The sequence below is a fragment of the Microbacterium sp. LMI13-1-1.1 genome (genome assembly GCF_040815625.1).
Classification (GTDB): Bacteria; Actinomycetota; Actinomycetes; order Actinomycetales; family Microbacteriaceae; genus Microbacterium; species Microbacterium forte.
In genome coordinates this window covers 981,304-998,989 of sequence record NZ_JBFPNL010000001.1, presented here as the reverse complement: position 1 = coordinate 998,989, position 17,686 = coordinate 981,304, and the positions used below count along the sequence as shown (strand labels likewise).

General features: G+C 67.6%; 16 protein-coding genes. 11 read left to right on the top strand and 5 right to left on the bottom strand.

Going from position 1 to position 17,686, the window contains the following annotated elements; translation table 11 throughout:
• Positions 1-20: 20 nt before the first annotated feature.
• Complete coding sequence (lpdA, locus tag MRBLMI13_RS04815; protein ID WP_367820062.1) at positions 21-1,394, bottom strand: dihydrolipoyl dehydrogenase; 1,374 nt, start codon at positions 1,392-1,394, stop codon at positions 21-23.
• A 2-nt stretch (positions 1,395-1,396) separates the two neighbouring features.
• Positions 1,397-2,872 (bottom strand): leucyl aminopeptidase, encoded by a 1,476-nt coding sequence (locus tag MRBLMI13_RS04810; protein WP_367820064.1) that lies wholly within the window; start codon positions 2,870-2,872, stop codon positions 1,397-1,399.
• A gap of 103 nt (positions 2,873-2,975) precedes the next feature.
• Here MRBLMI13_RS04810 and MRBLMI13_RS04805 point away from each other — a divergent pair, with 103 nt between their 5' ends.
• From MRBLMI13_RS04805 to MRBLMI13_RS04795, 3 genes are all read left to right on the top strand, one after another.
• Positions 2,976-3,917, top strand: coding sequence for a proteasome assembly chaperone family protein (locus tag MRBLMI13_RS04805; protein WP_042540192.1), 942 nt, complete (start codon positions 2,976-2,978; stop codon positions 3,915-3,917).
• 167 nt (positions 3,918-4,084) lie between these two features.
• The gene (locus MRBLMI13_RS04800; protein WP_042540194.1) at positions 4,085-5,317 is read left to right on the top strand and encodes an RNA polymerase sigma factor; all 1,233 of its coding nucleotides are present in this window, start codon (positions 4,085-4,087) and stop codon (positions 5,315-5,317) included.
• Positions 5,317-6,009, top strand: coding sequence for a coenzyme F420-0:L-glutamate ligase (locus tag MRBLMI13_RS04795; RefSeq protein ID WP_194285925.1), 693 nt, complete (start codon positions 5,317-5,319; stop codon positions 6,007-6,009). Before MRBLMI13_RS04800 ends, MRBLMI13_RS04795 begins: the two co-directional genes overlap by 1 nt.
• A gap of 75 nt (positions 6,010-6,084) precedes the next feature.
• On the opposite strand, the gene MRBLMI13_RS04790 is transcribed toward MRBLMI13_RS04795, so the two are convergent.
• On the bottom strand, positions 6,085-7,101 hold the full coding sequence (locus MRBLMI13_RS04790) for a sugar-transfer associated ATP-grasp domain-containing protein (RefSeq protein WP_367820066.1): 1,017 nt from the start codon (positions 7,099-7,101) through the stop codon (positions 6,085-6,087).
• A 79-nt stretch (positions 7,102-7,180) separates the two neighbouring features.
• Here MRBLMI13_RS04790 and MRBLMI13_RS04785 point away from each other — a divergent pair, with 79 nt between their 5' ends.
• Both MRBLMI13_RS04785 and MRBLMI13_RS04780 read left to right on the top strand, forming a co-directional pair.
• Complete coding sequence (locus MRBLMI13_RS04785; RefSeq protein ID WP_367820068.1) at positions 7,181-7,888, top strand: alanine racemase; 708 nt, start codon at positions 7,181-7,183, stop codon at positions 7,886-7,888.
• On the top strand, positions 7,885-8,925 hold the full coding sequence (locus tag MRBLMI13_RS04780) for an alanine racemase (protein WP_367820070.1): 1,041 nt from the start codon (positions 7,885-7,887) through the stop codon (positions 8,923-8,925). The genes MRBLMI13_RS04785 and MRBLMI13_RS04780 overlap by 4 nt, the downstream gene beginning before the upstream one ends.
• Before the next feature lie 54 nt (positions 8,926-8,979).
• Here the strand turns inward: MRBLMI13_RS04780 and MRBLMI13_RS04775 are convergent, their stop codons facing one another.
• Positions 8,980-9,192 carry a DUF7455 domain-containing protein gene (locus MRBLMI13_RS04775; RefSeq protein ID WP_042540282.1) on the bottom strand — a complete coding sequence of 71 codons (213 nt, stop codon included), beginning with the start codon at positions 9,190-9,192 and terminating at the stop codon, positions 8,980-8,982.
• 182 nt (positions 9,193-9,374) lie between these two features.
• On the opposite strand from MRBLMI13_RS04775, the gene MRBLMI13_RS04770 reads away from it, so the two are divergent.
• On the top strand, positions 9,375-11,477 hold the full coding sequence (locus tag MRBLMI13_RS04770) for a DNA gyrase/topoisomerase IV subunit B (protein WP_082041087.1): 2,103 nt from the start codon (positions 9,375-9,377) through the stop codon (positions 11,475-11,477).
• A gap of 3 nt (positions 11,478-11,480) precedes the next feature.
• On the opposite strand, the gene MRBLMI13_RS04765 is transcribed toward MRBLMI13_RS04770, so the two are convergent.
• Positions 11,481-12,698, bottom strand: coding sequence for a glycosyltransferase (locus tag MRBLMI13_RS04765; RefSeq protein ID WP_367820072.1), 1,218 nt, complete (start codon positions 12,696-12,698; stop codon positions 11,481-11,483).
• A gap of 32 nt (positions 12,699-12,730) precedes the next feature.
• Here MRBLMI13_RS04765 and MRBLMI13_RS04760 point away from each other — a divergent pair, with 32 nt between their 5' ends.
• The 5 genes from MRBLMI13_RS04760 to MRBLMI13_RS04740 are packed head-to-tail and all read left to right on the top strand — an operon-like array spanning position 12,731 to position 17,671.
• Complete coding sequence (locus MRBLMI13_RS04760; RefSeq protein WP_367820074.1) at positions 12,731-13,720, top strand: NAD-dependent epimerase/dehydratase family protein; 990 nt, start codon at positions 12,731-12,733, stop codon at positions 13,718-13,720.
• Positions 13,717-14,514: an MBL fold metallo-hydrolase gene (locus tag MRBLMI13_RS04755; protein ID WP_367820076.1), complete on the top strand. Its 798-nt coding sequence runs from the start codon at positions 13,717-13,719 to the stop codon at positions 14,512-14,514. Before MRBLMI13_RS04760 ends, MRBLMI13_RS04755 begins: the two co-directional genes overlap by 4 nt.
• Positions 14,514-15,806, top strand: coding sequence for a F390 synthetase-related protein (locus tag MRBLMI13_RS04750; protein ID WP_367820078.1), 1,293 nt, complete (start codon positions 14,514-14,516; stop codon positions 15,804-15,806). Before MRBLMI13_RS04755 ends, MRBLMI13_RS04750 begins: the two co-directional genes overlap by 1 nt.
• 14 nt (positions 15,807-15,820) lie before the next feature.
• Positions 15,821-16,735, top strand: a complete 915-nt coding sequence (locus MRBLMI13_RS04745) for a 3-oxoacyl-ACP synthase III family protein (protein WP_367820080.1) — start codon at positions 15,821-15,823, stop codon at positions 16,733-16,735.
• A gap of 27 nt (positions 16,736-16,762) precedes the next feature.
• The gene (locus tag MRBLMI13_RS04740) at positions 16,763-17,671 is read left to right on the top strand and encodes an arginase family protein (RefSeq protein ID WP_367820082.1); all 909 of its coding nucleotides are present in this window, start codon (positions 16,763-16,765) and stop codon (positions 17,669-17,671) included.
• Positions 17,672-17,686: the final 15 nt, after the last annotated feature.

The window sequence follows — 17,686 nt, the reverse complement described above, 5'->3', positions numbered from 1 at the left end:
AACTGTTCACCGGTTGGTGTTCAGAGGGCGTGCAGCGGCTTTCCCGCGAGGGCGAGGAAGGCTTCTCCGAGTGCCTCGCTCTGCGTGGGATGCGCGTGGATCAGGGGGGCGATGTCCTCGGGGTGGGCTTCCCACGCGACGGCCAGCTGGCCCTCGGTGATGAGCTCGCCCACACGGTCGCCGAGCAGGTGGACGCCGATGACCGGGCCGTCTTTGCGTCGGACGACCTTCACGAGCCCGCCGGTGCCGATGATCTCGCTCTTGCCGTTCCCGGCGAGGTTGTACTCGTACGCCACCACGGCATCCGCGCCGTGCTCGGCGACGGCCGCTTCTTCCGTGACGCCGACGGAGGCGACCTCGGGGCTCGAATAGGTGACCTTCGGGATCTGGATGTCGGGAACGTGTGCGGGGGAGAGCCCGGCGATGCGTTCTGCGACCGCGATGCCCTGCTGGAACCCGCGGTGCGCGAGCTGCAGCCCGGGTGTGATGTCCCCGACGGCCCACACTCCGGGGACACCGGTCCGGAGATCCTCGTCGACGGTGACGAAGCCGCGGTCGAGGGTCACCCCCGCCTCCTCGAAGCCGAGGTCGGCCGTGACGGGCCCGCGCCCCACAGCGACGAGCAGGTAGTCGGCGGTGAACTCCTTGCCGTCCTCGAGTGTGACGGTGACAGAGCTGTCGTCCTGAGTCGCATTCTGGAAGCGGACGCCGAGCGAATACTGGATTCCGCGGCGCCGGAAGGCCCGCTCGAGTCCCTTGCTCATCGCGATGTCCTCGTTAGGGACGAGGTGGGGCAGTGCCTCGATGATGGTGACCTCGGTGCCGAACGAGCGCCACACGCTGGCGAACTCGACGCCGATGACGCCTCCGCCGAGCACCAGCACCCGCTCGGGGATGACATCGAGCGACAGCGCCTGCTCGCTGGTGAGGATCCGGCCGCCGATCTCGAGCCCGGGAAGAGTCCGGCTGTAGGAGCCGGTGGCGAGGACCACGTCTGCGCCGACGTACACGTCATCGCCCACGCTCACCGAGCGGTCGGCGTTCAGGCGGCCGAAGCCCGCGACGGTCGTGATGCCCCGAGCCTTCACCAGACCCTCGAGACCCTTGTACTTCTTCGCGACGATTCCCTCGCGGTAGGCGCGGACACCTGCGGGATCGATTCCCTCCAGAGTCGCCGAAATGCCGACATGCGCGGCATCTCGCACATGCTCGGCGACCTCTGCCGCGTGCAGCAGCGCTTTCGTCGGGATGCAGCCGCGGTGCAGGCACGTGCCGCCGACCTTGTCCTTCTCGATGAGCGCGACGGACTTGCCGAGTTCGCTCGCACGCAAGGCGGCGGCGTATCCGCCGCTGCCTCCGCCCAGGACGACGATGTCGAAGGTGTGCGTGGTCATGGTCATGCCTCCTTGTGGGATGCTTCGGCGAACGCGATGATCGATCGGACCATCGCTCCTGTGGGGCCCTTGTCGGTGAACCCGTACGGCGCCCCGTTGTGCTCGCCGGAACCGGCGATGTCGAGGTGCACCCAGGGGATGCGGGGGGCGTCCTTCTCTTCCGAGACGCGGCCGACGAAGCGGCGCAGGAAGAGACCGGCATACGAGGCCCCGCCCATGCGATCGCTCATGTTCGCGTTCTGCATGTCGGCGATGGGGGAGTCGAGCGAGTCCTCCATGTACGCCGGGAGCGGCATGTGCCAGGCCAGTTCGTCGGCTGCGTCGGCGGCGGTGAGGAACTCGGCGACCGCGGCGTCGTCACCGAACACACCCGTGTGACGGTGTCCGAGTGCCATGACGATCGCGCCGGTGAGAGTAGCGACGTCGATGATGACGTCGGGGTTCTCGCGGCTGGCGGCCACGAGGCCGTCAGCCATGACCAGGCGGCCCTCGGCATCCGTGTTCGGGACCTCGACGGTCGTGCCGTCGAGGATGCGGATGACGTCGCCGGGACGCAGTGCGCGCCCGGAGGGCATGTTGTCGGTGATGCAGAGCCAGGCCGTGACGTGCACGGGCAGGCCGAGGGTCGCGATCGCGCGCAGCGCGGCGACACTCGTCGCTGCGCCCGCCATGTCGAACTTCATCCCGACCATCGAGGCTGCCGGCTTGAGCGAGAGTCCGCCGGTGTCGAATGTGATGCCCTTGCCGACGAGGGCGATGTGGCGTGTCGCCTTCGCGGGCGCATAGTCGAGGCGGACGAGGCGCGGAGGCCTGTCGGAGCCCTGACCGACGCCGAGGATGCCGCCGAATCCCTGCTCAGCGAGGGCGTCCTCGTCGAGGATCTCGACGGCGACGTCTGCCAGACCCGAGACACTGTCTGCCGCGCTCTGCGCGAGCTGTGTGGGGCTCTGCCACTCGGCGGGGACGAACACGAGGTCCTTGACCAGGGCCACTGCCTCGCCTACGGCGATCGACCGGGAGAGGGCGGCGTCGTCGAGTTCTGCGTGCAGCAGGACTGAGGAGGCGCGACTCTTGCCCGATTCCTTGCGGTACCCCTCGAACCGGTAGGCGCCGAGCACTGCACCGTCTGCGGCGGCTGCCGCGAACTCCTCGAGGCCCGGCGCCAATGCCACGGACACCGTCTCGAAGCCGGTCAGTGAACGGAGAGCGGCGCCCACCGCGTTGCGCACTGCCTGGGCGTCCGGCGCGCGCCCGACACCCACGACGGCGAACGGCAGAGTCGTCACCTCGGGGGCATAGGCACGGGTGAAGGCGGACGCCGAACCGGTGAAGCCGATGCCCTGCAGCGATTCGGTGAGTCCGGGATAGCCGTTCAGCGACTCCGTCGAGTCCGAGATCTCGGGGATGACCAGCACTGCGGCGTCTGCAGCGCTTCCGGGGAACTGATCTGAGGTGCGCGAGAGCGCGGGAAGCGTCATGACTCCATCCTAGGTCGGCCGCGCGTCCGGTCGCCGAGCGGGTGTTCGCTCTCAGCTTGAAGGTCACCGCCCGGCCGTCCGACGCTGCTCGTAGCATTGACTCATGCCCTTCTCCGGAGAGATACATGAACGTGTAGCGAACGCGCCGGTCGTGCCGCGCGGACTGCCCCTTGTCCTGCTCCTCACGGGTTTCACCGACGCAGGCAACGCCGTCTCGGGCCTCATCGAGCACCTTCGCGAGACGACCTCTCCCCAGCCGGTCGTGGTCTTCGACAACGACGTGCTCCTCGACTACCGCGCGCGTCGCCCGGTGATCTCGTTCGATCAGGACCATCTGACCGAGTTCCGCCCCGCACGCCTCGAACTGTCGCTCGCGACCGATGCTCTCGGCCAGAAGTTCCTCCTCCTCGCCGGGTACGAGCCTGATTTCGCGTGGAACGAGTTCGCACGCACGGTGCTCGAACTCGCCGACGAATTCGAGGTGTCAGGGCTCAACTGGGTGCACTCGATCGCCATGCCCGTGCCGCACACCCGCCCCATCGGCACGACTGTGAGCGGCAACAGGCGCGAGCTCACCGTGGCGCATTCCGTCTGGCGTCCGCGCACGCAGGTGCCGGCGACCGCGGGCCACCTCCTCGAGTTCCGCTTCGCCGAGCACGGCGATAGGGTCGTCGGCTTCGTGCTGCTGGTGCCCCACTACCTCGCCGAGACCGAGAACCCCGACGCCGTGATCGCGGCGGCCGAGAAGCTGATGGCCGCGACCGGCCTGGTGATCCTGCTCGACGAGGTGCAGGAACGCCGGGAGGACTACCGCACCCGCGTCGATGATCAGGTGATCGGCAACGACGAGCTGCAGCAGATGGTGCAGGGGCTCGAGCGCCGGTATGACGCCTATATGGCCGGCCGTGACCCCGAGGACGGGTCGTACGACGAGGGTGGTTTCAACGAGCGCGACCTGCCGAGCGCTGACGAACTGGCTGCAGAGCTCGAGCGCTATCTCGCCTCTCGCCCCAGCGGCGACGAGGACAAACCGGGTCGAGGCTGACGTCGAAGGCGTGAACTTCGGCCGATTGCACCTGCATGCCCACACGTGTGCGATACTAGGAGTCTGACCCGTTGTCAATCGATCTTTCCGGAGATCTGACTTGACAAGGGTCTTACTAGTGTCCGAAATGCTCCGGGGCCAGCGAGCGGCCCCGTGAAAGGCGAAACGTGACTCCTGCCACGACGAAGAAGACCCGGACGAAGAAGACCGCCGACGCTCCCGAGGTCGACGCTCCCGTCGAGGAGGCGGCTGAGAAGCCGGCCCCCAAGACGGCAGCGCAGCGGGCCGCCGCCAAGCGCGCGCCCGCGAAGAAGAAGAAGGCCGAAGACATCGTCGAAGACGACGAGACTCCTCCCGCCGCAGAGCCCGACGAGGACGACGAGGACTCGAAGCCGAAGTTCACTGAGCCTCTGCCGACAGGTGCCATCGTCATCTCGTCGAATGACGACGAAGACGTGCCCGTCTACTCGACGCAGATCACCGGTGCGACCGCCGACCCTGTCAAGGACTACCTGAAGCAGATCGGAAAGGTCGCCCTGCTGAACGCGGCCGAAGAGGTCGAGCTCGCGATGCGCATCGAGGCCGGGCTGTTCGCCGAGGAGAAGCTCTCCACGATGACTGCTGCCGAGAAGGCCAGTCAGCTCGGACTCGACCTGCAGTGGGTCGCCCGCGACGGCCAGCGCGCGAAGAGCCACCTGCTGGGTGCCAACCTGCGTCTCGTCGTCTCCCTCGCCAAGCGCTACACCGGTCGCGGCATGCAGTTCCTGGACCTGATCCAGGAGGGCAACCTCGGCCTGATCCGCGCGGTCGAGAAGTTCGACTACACCAAGGGCTTCAAGTTCTCGACGTACGCCACCTGGTGGATCCGTCAGGCGATCACGCGTGCCATGGCCGACCAGGCCCGCACGATCCGCATCCCGGTGCACATGGTCGAGGTCATCAACAAGCTGGCCCGCGTGCAGCGCCAGATGCTGCAGGACCTGGGTCGCGAACCCACGCCAGAAGAGCTCAGCCGCGAGCTGGACATGACGCCCGAGAAGGTCGTCGAGGTGCAGAAGTACGGCCGCGAGCCGATCTCGCTGCACACTCCGCTCGGTGAAGACGGCGACAGCGAGTTCGGCGACCTCATCGAGGACACCGAGGCCGTGGTCCCGGCCGACGCCGTGGGCTTCACGATGCTGCAGCGTCAGCTCGAGCAGCTGCTCGACTCGCTGTCCGAGCGCGAGGCCGGTGTCATCCGGATGCGCTTCGGGCTCGGTGACGGGCAGCCCAAGACGCTCGACCAGATCGGTGACACGTTCGGCGTGACGCGTGAGCGCATCCGTCAGATCGAGTCGAAGACGATGGCGAAGCTGCGCCACCCGAGCCGCTCGCAGTCGCTGCGGGACTACCTCGAGTGATGCAGGCGAACGAGGGCAAGGCGCTCGAGGCGAGCGTCGACGGCAAGAGCTACGCGCGCATCCCTCTGCGGACGCGCGTCGTCATGCCCGATGACGACCTCGAGTCGGTCGTCATGGAGTACGCGAAGGATGCGGTGCAGCCGGGCGACCTGCTGTTCGTGACCGAGAAGATCGTGGCGATCACGCAGGGTCGGTCGTACCGGCTCGACGAGATCTCGCCGCGACCACTCGCACGCTTCCTCTCGCGATACGTCGTCCGCACGTCCTACGGGATCGGTCTCGGAATGCCGGAGACCATGGAGATGGCACTGCGCGAGTGCGGCACCCTGCGGATCCTGTTCGCTGCCGGTGTCTCGGTCATCACCAAGGCCTTCGGGCGCCGAGGCGACTTCTACCGCATCGCCGGCGACAAGGCGCGTGCGATCGACGGCCCGACGAAGAACACGATCCCGCCGTACAACCAGGCAGTCGTGCTCGGCCCGAAGAACCCGCGCGAGGTCGCAGTGCGCCTGAAGAAGATGCTCGGTGGGAACCTCGAAGTGGCCGTCGTCGACATCAACGACATCGGCGGCAACATCCTCGGTTCGACGCTCGACAAGGCGGGCGAGCGTCGACTCGTTCAGATCCTGGGCGACAACCCGCTCGGACAGGCCACGCAGTCGACGCCCATGGGCATCGTCCGCGAGGTCTGAACTCCTCGAGTCGCACGTCGCAGCAAGAAGGCCCGGATGCTCAGCATCCGGGCCTTCTGCATGCCTGTCGTGCGGTCAGAATCCGATCGCGGCCTGATAGCGCGGCTTGTGTCCTGTGCGGATGCCGGTGACGCTCGGCTTGTTCTCGTACACGCCGGCACCCCAGTTGCCCTCGACCAGAACCGGACCGTCGGGGGTGACCACGACATCCCAGCCGACGTACTGGATCTGCGGCACGACACGAGCGACCTGATCCACGAACTCGCGGACCTCATCCATCAAGGGCAGCTGGAAGTCGGCGATGGGGAAGCCGGAGTCCGGGTGCGTGACGTGCACGTGACCGTGGGAGTCGTATCCGGAGCCCACGGAGTGACCGCTCTCGTCGAGCATCGTGTAGAAGCCGCCGAAGCTCATCTGGTCGCTCACCGCGCCGCGTCCGAACTTCTGAGCCATCGCGAGGATGTGCGTCTTCTCGCCATCGAAGAACGCGGTGATGCGCGTGGTGTTGACGGTTCCGGGGCAGACGGCCGCGAGATCGGCGTGCTGGCGGATGACCTCTTCGACGAGAACCTGCTTCTTCGACAGGAGCTCGGCATGGAACGCGTCCCAGTCGGTGACGTCGGCGGCGTGATAGCGGTGCACACCGGTGCCCGCCTGCCCGTGGGTCTCCTTGACGACGATCGTGCCCTGGCGCTCGGTGAAGTCACGCAGCTGGTCTGCGTTGCCCTCGGTGATGAGCATCCATTCGCGCTTGAGGAATGCGTCGAAGACGGCGTTGAACTCCGCCTTGTCGTGGAACAGGTGGCGGTAGTCCGGGTGGTCGTACTTCTGGGAGATCTCGTTCGACACCGGGTGGGTCATGAACGTGTCGCGCTCCGCCTTGGTGAGGATCGCGAAGTCGTAGTCGATGTAGTCCTGGAACCCGACGTTGTGTCGCCCGGCGGACCACAGCATGTCGACGACAACGAGCGGCACCGCCTTGCCGTGCTGAGATGACGCCTCTTTGGCCCTCTCGATGACCGAGGCGACGTCGATGCGGCGGGCGCGCGCCAGCAGGTAGCGGACGCGGGGCGCGAGGGAAAAGCGTGACATGGATCTCCAAGTTCGGGGTCCCCTCCAGTCTACGGTGGGTGCGCAGGGCATCCTGAGAAGGCGGAGCTAGGCTGGAAACGTGTGTGAGAAGACTTCGAGTTCTCGTCCGCGCGCGATGATCTCGCGGTCGGCGCTGGCGGCCGCATCGACCGCCGCTGTCGCCGCCGGGGGCCGCGTGGCCGACCTTCGCCGGGATGCCTGGGGGCACGGAGTGCTCGCTGTCGCTCACGCCGTCGTCGCGGCCGGAGCGGCCTCCGTGCGGGTCGACTACGCCACAGAGGCGGAGGCGCTGGCGCTCGAGGGCATCGACGCGGTGACGGACGGCGATGCCGATATCGACCCGTTCCTGCTCTACGGTTTGCCTGACCCTGACGGAACTCTGCGGACGAGGCCGGTGATGCGCCTGGTCGGCAGAGTGCTCTCCACCAAGCCGCTGGCCGCCGGAGACGCGGTCTCCTACGGCTACACGCATCGAGCGATGCGCAATACGACTGCCGCACTGGTCACCGGCGGATACGCGCAGGGAATCGTCCGTGCTCTCGGCAACGCCGCGCACGTCGAGATCGAGGGCGTGCAACGGCCGATCATCGGGCGCGTCGCGATGGACGTGTGCGTGATCGATCTGCAGGGCTCTGACGCCGTCGCCACCGGAGCCGATGCCACCTATTTCGGAGGGCGCGGACCTGCCGCTCCCTCCCTCGCGAGATGGGGCGCGGTGACAGGACTCACGATCGCCGAGCTCGTCGCCGTCGCAGGCTCCCACGCGGAGCGGGGGTGGGAGGCATGAGCCGTCCGGAACTGCGCGTGGACACAGAGAGATTCAGGTCGAACATCCGTGCCGTGCGCGATCGCATCGCTCCGTCGGCGCTGATGATCGTGATCAAGGACGACGCCTACGGTCACGGTCTGCGCTGGGCTGTGGAGGCCGCGAGAGGAATGGGCGTCGACTGGTACGGGGCGTACGACGTCCGCAGTGGAGTCGAGGCCAGGCGCGTGCTGGGTGACACGGGGCGGATCTTCGCCTGGGCCACCTCGACCGATGACGAGGTCGACGAGGCGTTGCGCGCACGCATCGACCTGGGAGTCGGATCAGCGGAGTACCTGTCGCGCATCACGGCGCTGGCTGCGCGACGGGGAGTGCGGGCGCGGATCCATCTGAAGATCGACACCGGTCTGCATCGCAACGGGCTGCTTCCGGCCGAGTGGGAACGCACCATCGCCGAGGTGCGCGCCGGTGAGGCCGCAGGGCACCTGGAGCTCGTGGGAATCTGGAGCCATCTGGCCGAGGCGAGCGATGACGAGGACGACGAGGCTCAGACCCTTTTCCTCGACGCCGTGCGCGTGGCGGAGCAGTCGGGCGCGACACCCGAGGCGCTGCACCTGACGGCATCCGCCGCGTCCTGGTGGCGCCCCGAGCTTCGCGGCTCGGTGTCGCGGATCGGAGCGTTCTGCTACGGCGTCCGTTCGGCGGATGGCCCCGATCTTGCCGGGGTGGCACCGGTCGCGGAGCTCACTGCGACGGTCATCGACATCGTCGACGGTGACGCCGTGGTGGGCATCGGCGCATTCGACGGCATCCCGTCGACGCTGGCAGGGGCCCGAGTCGGCACCCTCGCGGGGGCTCGCGAGCTTCTGCGCATCGACGCGGCGACCTCGGTGGTCGAGGGGTGGCCGGGAATGCGGATCGGCGACTCGGTCTGGATGTTCGGCGCAGGAGATCATGGCGAGTCGAGCGCGACGACCCTCGCCGAGCGCATCGACACCGTCGGTGAGGAGATCCTCACCCGACTCACCGCTCGCATCCGAAGGGTGAGCACCCCTTAACGAATGCGGAGCCCGTCAGATGACGGGCTCCGAGGCGGATGTGACCGCAGCTGATCAGTCGATCAGGCGAGCGGTCTCGTCGTGCCAGCTCGTTGCGATGCTGCGGAGCTTCTCTTCGTACTTGCGTCCGTGGTGTGCGCAGAAGAGGAGTTCGGAGCCGTTGACCTCGGCGGCGATGTAGGCCTGAGCGCCACATGAATCACAGCGATCCATGGCGGTCAGGCGGAACTCGACGGCGGAGGTCTCACGTTCGGTCGTTGCGTTCATCATGGTGCCTCCTTGAGTGTCGGGTTCGCTGGTTGGGCGTGTTCAATACAACCACGCTGACGGTGTACACATGCCCGGTTTGCGGCGTGTTTCGCTCAGCGCGTACGCGCGGGACGCCTCGTAGGGGTTCGCGGGGAGTGTCTGCGGCTGCAGCAGGGGCATCGCGAATAGACTCGGAGATTGTGACCGCCGAGTATTCCGCCCATCATCTCCAGGTGCTCGAAGGGCTCGAGGCCGTCCGCAAGCGTCCCGGTATGTACATCGGTTCGAACGGATCCCCGGGCCTGATGCACTGCCTCTGGGAGATCATCGACAACGCCGTCGACGAGGCCGTCGCGGGCAACGGCTCGAAGATCGACATCATCCTGCACGATGACGGCAGCGTCGAGGTGCACGACCGTGGCCGGGGCATCCCCGTCGACGTCGAGCCGCGCACGGGCTTGACCGGCGTCGAGGTCGTCTTCACGAAGCTGCACGCCGGCGGCAAGTTCGGCGGCGGATCCTACGCGGCTTCCGGCGGTCTGCACGGCGTCGGAGCTTCCGTCGTCAATGCCCTCTCCGAGCGCCTCGACGTCGAGGTCGACCGCGGCGGCAAGACCTACGCGATGTCGTTCCACCGTGGCGAGCCCGGACTCTTCGCCGACAGCGGCGAGAAGCGACCGGACGCGAAGTTCACGCCGTTCCAGGACAAGAGCGAGCTCCGGGTCGTCGGCAAGGCGCCGCGCGGCACAAGCGGCACGCGCATCCGCTACTGGGCGGATCACCAGATCTTCACGAAGGATGCTGCGTTCCAGCTCAACGACCTGGTGACCCGCGCGCGTCAGACGGCCTTCCTCGTTCCGGGGCTGGAGCTCGTGATCCGCGATGAGCGCGCGGCCAACGGCTCGGAGGTCGAGGGGCAGCCGATCGAGACGTCGTACCGGTACGACGGCGGCATCTCGGAGTTCGTCGAGTACCTCGCGAACGACGCGCCTGTCACCGACACCTGGCGCATTCAGGGCGAAGGCACGTTCAAGGAGACCGTTCCGGTTCTGCAGGCCGACGGCCACATGATCGCCACCGAGGTCGAGCGCGTCTGCGCCGTCGACATCGCGATGCGCTGGGGCACCGGCTACGACACGACCACGCGGTCCTTCGTCAACATCATCGCCACGCCCAAGGGCGGCACGCACCAGCAGGGCTTCGAGCAGGAGCTGCTCAAGGTGCTGCGTTCGCAGGTCGATCAGAACGCACGCCGACTGAAGGTCGGCAGCAACGACAAGCTCGAGAAGGACGACGTCCTCGCCGGGCTCACCGCTGTGCTGACGGTGAACGTCCCCGAACCGCAGTTCGAGGGGCAGACGAAGGAGATCCTCGGCACGCCGGCCGTGCGCCAGATCGTCGCTCAGGTGCTTCGCAAGGATCTCGCGGCGCGGTTCAGCTCGACCAAGCGCGACGACAAGAGTCAGGCGACGCAGCTGCTCGACAAGGTCGTCGCCGAGATGAAGGCTCGCGTCTCTGCGCGGGCCCACAAAGAGACCCAGCGGCGCAAGAACGCCCTCGAGTCGTCGACGCTGCCGACCAAGCTGGTCGACTGCCGCACCAACGAGGTCGAGCGCAGCGAGCTGTTCATCGTCGAGGGCGACTCCGCTCTCGGCACCGCGAAGAACGCCCGCAACAGCGAGTTCCAGGCGCTGCTGCCCATTCGCGGCAAGATCCTCAACGTGCAGAAGGCGTCGGTGGGCGACATGCTCTCCAACGCCGAGTGCGCCTCGATCATCCAGGTGATCGGCGCGGGTTCGGGCCGCAGCTTCGACATCGACGCCGCACGGTACGGCAAGGTGATCCTGATGAGCGATGCCGACGTCGACGGCGCTCACATCCGCACGCTGCTGCTCACGCTCTTCTACCGGTACATGCGTCCTCTCATCGAGCACGGTCGCGTGTTCGCCGCAGTGCCTCCGCTGCACCGTGTGATCGTGATGAACCCGGGTTCCAAGCCAAACGAGACGATCTACACCTACAGCGAGCAGGAGATGCACGCGCTGCTTGCAAAGCTCCGCAAGTCGGGCAAACGTTGGCATGAGCCGATCCAGCGGTACAAGGGTCTCGGCGAGATGGACGCGGAGCAGCTCGCCACGACCACCATGGATCGTGGCGGACGCCTGTTGCGCCGCGTGCGCATGGAGGATGCCGAAGCGGCCGGCCGAGTCTTCGAACTGCTGATGGGCAACGAGGTCGCTCCTCGTCGCGAGTTCATCATCGAGTCGTCCGACCGGCTCTCGCGTGAATCGATCGATGCCTGAGCATCAGCGTTTCAGAGCCATGGCCGCCCGGTAGACGTCCAGCAGCGCGTCTCGGTGGGTGTCCTGAGAGACTCGCTCTCGGTGAGCGATCGCAGCGGCGCTCATCCGAGTGAGCCGCGCGGGATCGTCGCGCAGCTCTCGGATCGCAGCCGCCAGGCCCTCGGCATCCGGTGTCCGAGTGACGAGCCCACCGCCGTCGGGCAGCATCTCGAGGAGATCGGGATCCGTGACGATCACCGGCAGACCGGAGGCGATCCCCTCGAGGATCACCATCGGCTGATTGTCGAAATCGAGAGAACTCGACACCAGGACGTGCGCATCGCGCATCGCCTCGAGCACGCGCGATTGGGCGACCCCGCCGTGCACCGTGAGCGTGCCGGCAGTCATGCCGGCTGATGCCGCGGCGACGCGATGTCTCGCCACACCGTCGCCGAACATCTCGGCTCGGATGCCCGAGAGCTGACTCACGGCGTCGACGAAGACCTCAGGACGCTTCTCGGGCGAGAGCCTTCCGCACCACACCACTCGAAGCGGCTCTGCGGGGTCGAGGATGCGCGGCGGGGGAGCGCCGACCTCGTGGAGCACCGTCGCCTCCAGGCCGTTCGAGAGCACGGTGAGCGGCGTCCGCACGCCCTGATTCGAGAGCTTCGCGGCGAAATGGGCGGAGGGCACGATGACCTGGTCAGCATGATTCGCCTGGCTGACCATGAGCCGCCACATGAGCCGCGCCGCACGTGTCTGCGCATATGGCGCGCTGCTGTCGATCACCGTGCTGTCGTGGCTCATGCGGCGCCGGTGCATGGTCGCGAGCAGCGCCGTCGTGATCGAGGGCAGCGGCAGCACAGAGCGCGTGTAGACGTCGATGCGTCCGTGCATGGTCTGCACGACCGGTAGTCCGAGAGTCTTCGCCGCCTCGAAACCGCCCAGCGCCGCGAACATCTCGGTGTGCACGTGGACGATGTCGACTCGGCGGGAGCGCAGGCCCTCGGTGAGCGACGCCGCGACGGCCGAGGGGGTCCAGGCGAACGGGTATCCGTCCGGTGCGAAGCGTCGGGCGGTCGGCAGGCGCACGACATGCGGGTCGTCGCCGGGCTCGGACAGGGGCGCTAACACGAAGACCTCGTGCCCGGCCTGCTGGAGAGCCTCTCTGTGCGCCTTGATGACCGTCTGCACGCCGCCGAGCGTGGGCAGGTAGTAGTCGGTGACCATGGCGATGCGCACTCGACCACAATAGGACGACTATCGTGATGAGCATGTCCGGAGCCCGTGTGCTGGTGACGGGGGCGAGCGGGTTCCTCGGCGGTCACGTCGTGCCCGAGCTGCGGAGACACGGATACGAGGTCTTCGCCGCGGGCCGCAACGAGGACGCGCTCGAGCTGGTCGCCGACGACGGTCACCGAGTTCTCGGCGATCTGGCCTCTCTCCGCACGCAGGACCTCGCCGTGGACGCCGTGATCCATTGCGCGGCGCTGTCGGCTCCGTGGGGGCGCTGGAGGGACTTCCGCGAGGCGAACGTCGACGGCACCGATCATGTCGTCGAGTTCGCCCGTCGCAACCGTGTGCGCCGGGTGGTGCATGTGTCGTCTCCCAGCGTGTATGCCGCACCTCGGGACCGCATCGGCATCCGCGAACCCGACGTCGATCGCTCCAACCGACTGAACGGATACATCCGCTCGAAGATCGCCGCCGAGGATCTGCTGCTCGACGCCGTGGACAGCGGGAAGATCGCAGAGCTCGTGATCGTGCGCCCCCGCGGCCTGATCGGCGTGGGCGACCCGAGCCTCGTGCCCCGCCTTCTCGACGTCCACGCACGCATCGGCGTGCCGGTCTTCGACGGCGGCGACAATCTCATCGACGTCACGGCGGTCGAGAACGTGGCCTCGGCGCTGCGCCTCGCTCTGACCCGCGGAGACGCCGCGGGCGGGGTGTACAACATCACCAACGACGACCCGCGGCGGTTCCGCGAACTGCTGACGATCCTCCTCGAGCGGATGGGGGAGACCCCGCGGTTTCGCCCGATGCACCGAAGAGCGGCCTGGGTCCTGGCATCCGCGTCGGAGGGCGTCTGCTCGATGCTGCCGTGGCGGCCGGAGCCGCCGCTCACTCGCTACACGCTCAGCACGATCGCGTACTCTCAGACGCTCGACATCACGCGCGCGAAGGCGGAGCTCGGATACCGCCCCGAGGTGTCGCTCGATGACGCTCTCGCCGGCGTGGCCGCACACCTGAGGGAGAATGCGTGACCGGCCGCCTCCGCCACTACGTCTGCGGCAGCACCTCACATGACGTCGGCACGATGTTCCGCGGCGCACCGCACGGTGTCCGCGAGTTCCCCTCCGGCGTGTTCCTGTACGACACCGCGGACGGCCGGCGCGTGCTGTTCGACACCGGTTATGCGACGGGACGGTGGCACACCGGCTGGCGCGGTGCCGTCTACCGTCGTCTGCTTCCTCCGATCGTCGGGGACGCGGATGATGTGGCCGCCCGGCTCCGCGCGGACGGCGTCGACCCCGCGTCCGTGACGCACGTCGTGCTGTCTCATCTGCATCCGGACCACGTCGGGGGAGTCCGTCGGTTCCCGCATGCCACTTTCGTGCTGAGCGCGGGGCACGAGCGGACGCTGTCGGCTCCGCGACTGCGCGCGGGGGTGCTCACCGGCCTGCTTCCGAGCTGGTTCTCGGATGCCGAGCGGATCGTGGTCGATGAGGGAGCCTTCGCCACCGTCGAGGTCGGCGGCACCGCACTGCGAACTCACGACCTTCTGGGCGACGGTTCGTACCTCGTCGTCGATCTGCCCGGCCATGCCGACGGACACCTCGGCGCGCTGATCGAGCGCCGCGTCCTGCTCGCCGGGGATGCGGCATGGGGGAGCGATCTGATCGACGCCTCCGACACGCTGAAGGCCCTGCCCCGAGCCGTCCAGCACGATGCCGATCGATACGCCGCCACGGCGCGGATTCTCGGCGAGCTCGCAGCGGCCGGCATCCGCGTGGTCTGCAGCCATGATCCGCTCGACGCGAAGGAGCTGTTGAGCTGATGTCGAAGCTCAGGATCCTGCGCGAGTTCGCCGCGGCACGCTGGCTCCGCCCATTGCGCACTCGGGCTGCGGTCGAACGGCGTCAGAGGCGCCTGCTGCGCTCGCACCTGAGATTCCTGCGACGGCGGTCGCCCTACTTCCGCGACCTTCTCGCGACGCGCTCGTTCTCGGAACTGCCGCTCATGGACAAGAGCGTCATGATGAGCCGCTTCGACGAGATCAACACCGTCGGCGTGGGCAAGGACGAGGCCCTCGCACTGGCGATCGCGAACGAGCGCGCCCGTGACTTCGACGCGGATCTGGGCTCGAACTCGGTGGGCCTGTCGAGCGGCACCAGCGGCCACCGTGGCCTCTTCGTGGTCAGCAGCGCCGAACGCGATGCCTGGGTGGGAACCGTGCTCGCCCGCACCCTGCCTCGGGGCAGGCTCCTCGGGCATCGGATCGCGCTGTTCCTCCGGGCGGACAACAGCCTGTACGAGTCGGTCGGCTCGCGGGCGGTCTCGTTCCGCTACTTTGACGTCTACACCGACATGGACGACAACATCGCCCGGCTGAGCGAGTACCGACCGACCATCCTCGTGGCTCCGCCGTCGGTGCTGAGGCTGATCGCACGTGCGGCCGACGCCGGTGGATTCGACGTCGTGCCGCAGCGGGTGTACTCGGTGGCGGAGGTGCTCGAGCTCTCTGACGAGCGGCGCATCACCATCTCCCTCGGACAGCCCGTCCTGCACCAGCTCTACCAGTGCACCGAGGGATTCCTCGCGCACACCTGCGAGCACGGGGTGATCCATCTGAACGAGGACAACATCCTGGTCGAACGCGAGGCGCTGGATGCCGAGCGGTTCACGCCGATCGTGACGGACCTGCGCCGTCGTGCGCAGCCGATCGTGCGGTATCGGCTCGGCGACGTGCTCCGCGAGCGCATCCGACCGTGCCCCTGCGGGAGCGCGCTCACCGCGATCGAGCGCATCGAGGGACGAGAGGGCGACACCCTGGTGTTCCGTTCCCTCGACGGCCGCGATCTGCCAGTCTTCGCAGACGTGATCGCGCGCGCATTGCTCTATGCCGAAGGGTTCGACGAATACCGCATCACCCAGATCGGCGAGTCGCGGCTGCAGATCGCGCTCGACACCCTCGACGATCGATCTCGGCGTCTCGTCGAAGACGAGGTGCATGCGCTGGCCGACCGGCTGGGGTGCGAGCGGCCGGACATCACGTTCGTCGACTACGTGAACGACGGGGCCGTGAAGCTGCGGCGCGTGGTGCAGGAATGGGGGGACCGGAGATGGTGAGGAACTGCGAGATCGTGGGCTGGGGGACTTCTCTGCCTTCGCGTGTCGTCCGATTCGGGGAGGAGACGCGGTACCGCATCGACGACGACGTGTCTCATCTCGACATGCTGGCTGAGGCGTGCGAGCGGGCACTGGCGCACGCGGACATCACGGCGGACGACGTCGACCTCGTTCTCGGTGCGTCTGCCGCGGGGATCCAGCCGATCCCGTGCACGGCCGCGCTCGTGCTGGAGAGACTCACGCTCACCGGGCATGCGGCGGCCTTCGACGTGAACTCGACCTGCACGAGTTTCATCACGGCGCTCGACATCGCCTCGCGGTATCTCGATGCCGGGGATCATGAGACGATCCTCGTGTTCGCAGGAGATGTGGGGACGCGGTTCCTGAATCCGGAGCAGCGCGAGAGCTACGAGCTCTTCAGCGACGCCGGTGCGGCCGTCGTGCTGCGCCGCTCCGCTGACGGCGACCGAGGAGTGATCGCCAGCGCTCAGCGCACCTGGCCCGCGTATGCGCACGACACGGAGATCAGAGGCGGGCTGTCGGGATCGCCCGCGCAGGCCTATGCGGCGGGAGACTCCGCTGACTACCTGTTCGACATGAATGGGCGCCGGGCGCTGTTGGGGATGATGCGCGTGCTTCCCGAGTTCTTCGAGGCGTTCCACCGAGGATCGGGGATCGCGCACGACGATGTCGCCCTCTGGGTTCCCCACCAGGCGTCTGCCGCGCTCGGACCGATGCTCGACCGCCTCGGAATCCCGGCCGACCGTCGGATCGATGAGGTGCAGGACTTCGGCAACATGGTCTCGTCGTCAGTGCCGTTCATGCTCGCCCGCTCGCTCGAGAGCGGTCGCGTCGGGGCAGGCGACACCGTGATTCTCTGCGGCACGGCCGCCGGGCTCACCGCCAACATCCTCGCTCTCCGACTCTGAAGCCCTTCGGGCTGAGAGGATGGGGCGATGATCGCACTCGCGTCGGCTCCGTCGAACCTCGGTCTGCGGCCCCCCGTGCTCGGAGCGGTTCCGGGGACGTCGAAGGCACCCGAGGCGCTGCGCGAGGCAGGTCTGTACGCGGCGCTGGCCGCACAGGGGGCGCTGGATGCAGGGGTGGTGCTGCCCGGCCGCTACGTCGATGACCCCGAGCCCGGAGCGCAGACGCTGCGCAACCAGGACGCGATCGTCGACCATGCGCGTCGCCTGGCCGCGCGCCTCGTCGAGCTGCGAAGCCGAGGTCATGCACCGCTCGTGCTCGGTGGTGATTGCAGTCTCGTCATCGCTGCGGGTCTCGCGTCGCGTGTCAGTGGAGCAGGCGGGCTGGTCCACGTCGACGGCCACACGGACTTCCGGCACCCGGGCAACAGCACGTCATTCGGATCCCTCGCCGGCGAGGATCTCGCGGCGGCGATCGGCGAGCACCTTCCCGAGATCGCCGACATCGATGGACTCGGACCCTACTTCGACGCGGCCTCGACGGCGCATATCGGGTGCCGGCGGGATGACGAGGCACTCGTCGAGGTCTCCGAACGGATCGCCGTGACGATCCCGGCCGACCAGATCATCCTGCACGGCGCCGCATATGCGGCATCCCGGGTGCTCGCCGAGCCGGGGCTCACGAGCGGATTCTGGCTTCAGGTCGACGTGGACGTGCTCGACCCCGAGTACATGCCGGCAGTCGACAGCCCCGACAGCGGTGGCATCGAGCCTGATGATCTGGTGCGGCTGCTCCAACGGCTGGCACCCAAGGCGTGGGGCGCGTCCGTGACGGTGTTCGATCCGGACCTGGACCCCACCGGTGCTCACGCACTGCTGCTGGCTCGGATCCTGTCGGAGGGTTTCACTCGTCTCGGGGAGGATGCAGAGCGGGGTTGACGCCGTGCCCTGGCC